General features: G+C 70.4%; 3 protein-coding genes. All 3 read left to right on the forward strand.

What is annotated here, in order from left to right:
- On the forward strand, positions 1-848 hold an 848-nt coding region (locus tag N878_RS14495), incomplete at its 5' end, for a class I SAM-dependent methyltransferase (protein WP_021444348.1).
- A gap of 48 nt (positions 849-896) precedes the next feature.
- Positions 897-2,642: an ATP-binding protein gene (locus N878_RS14500; protein WP_021444349.1), complete on the forward strand. Its 1,746-nt coding sequence runs from the start codon at positions 897-899 to the stop codon at positions 2,640-2,642.
- Positions 2,643-2,935: 293 nt separating this feature from the next.
- Positions 2,936-3,960, forward strand: a 1,025-nt coding sequence (locus tag N878_RS14505) for a sigma-54 dependent transcriptional regulator (RefSeq protein ID WP_021444350.1), incomplete at its 3' end; no start/stop codon positions are given.

Consider the following 3,960-nt stretch of genomic DNA (forward strand, 5'->3'; position numbering starts at 1 on the left):
TGTCCAACGACTTCTACCGGCTGTGGCTGGACCGCGACATGGTCTATTCCTGCGCCTATTTCGAGACCGGCGAGGAAGACCTCGACCAGGCCCAGCAGGCCAAGCTGCGCCATCTGTGCCGCAAGCTGCGCCTGCAGGCCGGTGACAAGCTGCTCGACGTCGGCTGCGGCTGGGGCGGCCTGGCCCGCTTCGCCGCGCGCGAGTTCGGCGCCGAGGTGTTCGGCATCACCCTCAGCCAGGCGCAGCTGGAGCTGGGCCGCCAGCGCGTGGCCGAGGAGGGCCTGGGCGACAGGGTCGAGCTGCAGCTGCTGGACTACCGCGACCTGCCGCAGGACGGCCGCTTCGACAAGGTGGTCAGCGTCGGCATGTTCGAGCACGTCGGCCACACCAACCTGGCGCTGTACTGCCAGCGCCTGTTCGCTGCGGTGAAGACCGGCGGCCTGGTGCTGAACCACGGCATCACCTCGCGCTTCACCGACGGCCGCCCGGTGGGGCGCGGCGCCGGCGAGTTCATCGACCGCTACGTGTTTCCCCAGGGCGAGCTGCCGCACCTGGTCACCATCGGCACCGCGATCAGCGAGGCCGGCCTGGAAATCGTCGACGTCGAGAGCCTGCGCCTGCACTACGCGCGCACCCTGCAGCTGTGGAGCCAGGGCCTGGAGCAGCGTCTGCAGCAGGCGGCGGCGCTGGTGCCGGAAAAGGCCCTGCGCATCTGGCGGCTGTACCTGGCCGGCTGCGCCTACGGCTTCCAGCATGGCTGGATGAACCTGCACCAGATACTCGCGGTGAAGCCGCGCGAGGACGGCAGTCACGACCTGCCCTGGACCCGCGCCGACCTCTATCGCTGAGCAGCTGCTGGAGTAAGATGCGGCTCGACTCCGCCCTCCGAGCCGCCCATGCCGCAGCAGCACCGCTACCGCGTCGCCTTCACCGTTCTGGCCATTCTCGCCGGCCTGCTGCTCAGCGTCTGGCTGGGCGGGCGCCATGCCGAGCAGCGCGCCTGGGCCGAGCGCAGCGTCGAGGCGCGCGGCCAGCTGCAGCTCTACGCCCAGTCGATCCGCACCCTGGTCGAGCGCTTCAGCTCGGTGCCCGAGGTGCTGGCGCTGGACAGCGACATCAAGAGCCTGCTGCGCGCGCCGCAGGATCGCCAGCTGCGCCATGCCCTCAACCAGCGCCTGGAACGGCTCAACGCCGCCGCCGGCTCCACCGTGCTGTACCTGCTCGATGCCCGCGGCGAGACCCTGGTGGCGAGCAACTGGCGCGACTGGAGCAGCTTCGTCGGCAACAACTACGCCTTCCGCCCCTACTTCCAGGACGCCCTGCGCGACGAAGGCGCGCGCTACTTCGCGGTGGGCGTGACCACCGGCATCCCCGGCTACTTCCTCTCCCATGTGGTGCGCGACGACGACGGCAGCCTGCTCGGCGTGCTGGTGGTCAAGCTGGAGCTGGAGGAGCTGCAGCGCGAATGGGTCGGCCAGCCCGGCGTGCTGCTGGTGGCCGACAGCTACCAGGTGGTGATCCTCAGCAACAAGCCGGCCTGGCGTTTCCGCGCCCTGCAGGCGCTCGACGAGCAGGCGCGGGCCGAGCTGGTGGAGGTGCGCAAGTACGCCGAACAGGCGCTGCAGCCGCTGGCCCAGGAGGTCCACCGGCGCATCGACGAGGATGCCCAGTGGGTGCGGGTGGACGGCCCGGACGGCAGCCGCGACTACCTCTGGCAGCGCCTGGCCATGCCCGAGGAGGGCTGGACCCTGCACCTGCTCGGCGAGCCGTCCGGCCTGGCCGACAGCGTGCGCAGCTACCGCCTGGCCGCCGCCGGGGTGTGGATGACCCTGGCCTTCCTGCTGCTGTTCCTCGCCCAGCGGCGCAAGAACCAGCGCCTGCAGGCCGGCATCCGCGAGCGCCTGGAGCGCGAGGTGGAGCTGCGCACCGCCGAGCTGCGCCAGGCCCAGGACGGCCTGGTGCACGCCGCCAAGATGGCCGCCCTGGGGCAGATGTCGGCGGCCCTGGCGCATGAGATCAACCAGCCGCTGACCGCCCTGCAGATGCAGCTCGGCAGCCTGCGCCTGCTGCTCGACAGCGGCCGGCCGGAAGCGGTGCGCGAGGGCCTGCAGCGCATCGACGGCCTGCTGCAGCGCATGGCCGCGCTCACCGGTCACCTGAAGACCTTCGCCCGCAAGACCCCGGCCGGCCTCAGCGAGCGCCTGTGCCTGGGCGACGTGCTGGAACAGGCGCTGCAGCTGCTGGCGCCGCGCATGCGCAGCGAGCAGGTGGAACTGCGCACGCGGGTGGACGACGAGGCCGAGGTGCTCGGCGACGCCATCCGCCTCGAGCAGGTGCTGCTCAACCTGCTGCACAACGCCCTCGACGCCATGGCCGACAGCGAGGCGCGCATTCTCGAGGTGCGTATCGCCCGCGACGGCGACGCCTGCCTGCTGAGCGTCGAGGACAGCGGCGGCGGCATCGCCGAGGAAACCCTGGGCCGGGTGTTCGAGCCGTTCTTCACCACCAAGCCGGTGGGCCAGGGCCTGGGCCTCGGCCTGGCGGTGTCCTACGGCATCGTCCGCGAGCTGGGCGGCAGCCTGCAGGCGCACAACGGCGAGCGCGGTGCGCGGTTCACCCTGAGCTTGCCGGCGGCACCGTGACCCTGTGGCAGGGGCTTTCGGCTCGGGCATCCTGCTTCGCCCTACCTCCTGCATCCATGCAGTCGCAGCCGCGACAGCAGCGCCGATGTTTCGCGGTTAAAGCCCCGCCCACGGCCCGTGCACGCTCCGTAGCCCGGCTGCAATCCGGGGAATTGGTGGTGCGTAGGGTGGATGGCGCTTCACCCATCCACCAGGCCATGGCAACCATGGTGGATGAAAACAGCGTCATCCACCCTACGGACCGCGTTGAATCTTGTGGGCTACACTGCCCGCCGTTTTCGAGAGGAGGTGGCATGAGCGCTCAGGTGATAGTGGTCGACGACGAGGCGGCGATTCGCGAGGCAGTGCAGCAGTGGCTGGAGCTGTCCGGTTTCACCGTGCGCAGCTGCGCCAGCGCGGCCGAGGCCCTGGCCCTGGTCGATCGCGACTACCCCGGCATAGTCGTCAGCGATGTACGCATGCCCGGCAGCGATGGCCTGCAGCTGCTCGACAAGCTGCTGGCGCTGGACGCCGACCTGCCGGTGATCCTGGTCACCGGCCATGGCGATGTGCCCATGGCGGTGCAGGCGCTGCGCCAGGGCGCCTACGACTTCATCGAGAAACCCTTCACCCCCGAGCGCCTGCTCGACAGCGTGCGCCGCGCCCTCGACAAGCGCCGCCTGGTCTGCGAGAACCGCCAGCTGCGCCAGCAGGTGGCCGACAAGGGCCGTATCGAGAGCCAGCTGATCGGCATCTCGCGGCCGATGGAGAACCTGCGCCGGCAGATCCTCGAGCTGGCCGGCACCTCGGTCAACGTGCTGATCCGCGGCGAGACCGGCAGCGGCAAGGAGCGCGTGGCGCGCTGTCTGCACGACTTCAGCCCGCGCGCCGGCAAGGCCTTCGCCGCGCTGAACTGCGCGGCGATTCCCGAGACCATCTTCGAGAGCGAGCTGTTCGGCCACGAGAGCGGCGCCTTCACCGGCGCCCAGGCCAAGCGCATCGGCCGCATCGAGCACGCCGACGGCGGCACCCTGTTCCTCGACGAGGTGGAGAGTCTGCCGCTGGCGCAGCAGGTCAAGCTGCTGCGCGTGCTGCAGGAGAAGACCCTGGAACGCCTGGGCTCGAACAAGAGCATCCAGGTCGACCTGCGGGTGATCAGCGCGGCCAAGCCGGATCTGCAGGGCGAGGTGAAGGCCGGGCGCTTTCGTGAGGACCTGCTGTACCGTCTGAACGTCGCCACCCTGCAGATTCCGCCGCTGCGCGAGCGCCGCGAGGACATTCCGCTGCTGTTCGAGCACTTCGCCCGCGCCGCCGCCGAACGCCACGGCCGCGAGGTGCC

This window comes from Pseudomonas sp. EGD-AK9 (genome assembly GCF_000465935.2).
GTDB lineage: Bacteria > Pseudomonadota > Gammaproteobacteria > Pseudomonadales > Pseudomonadaceae > Aquipseudomonas.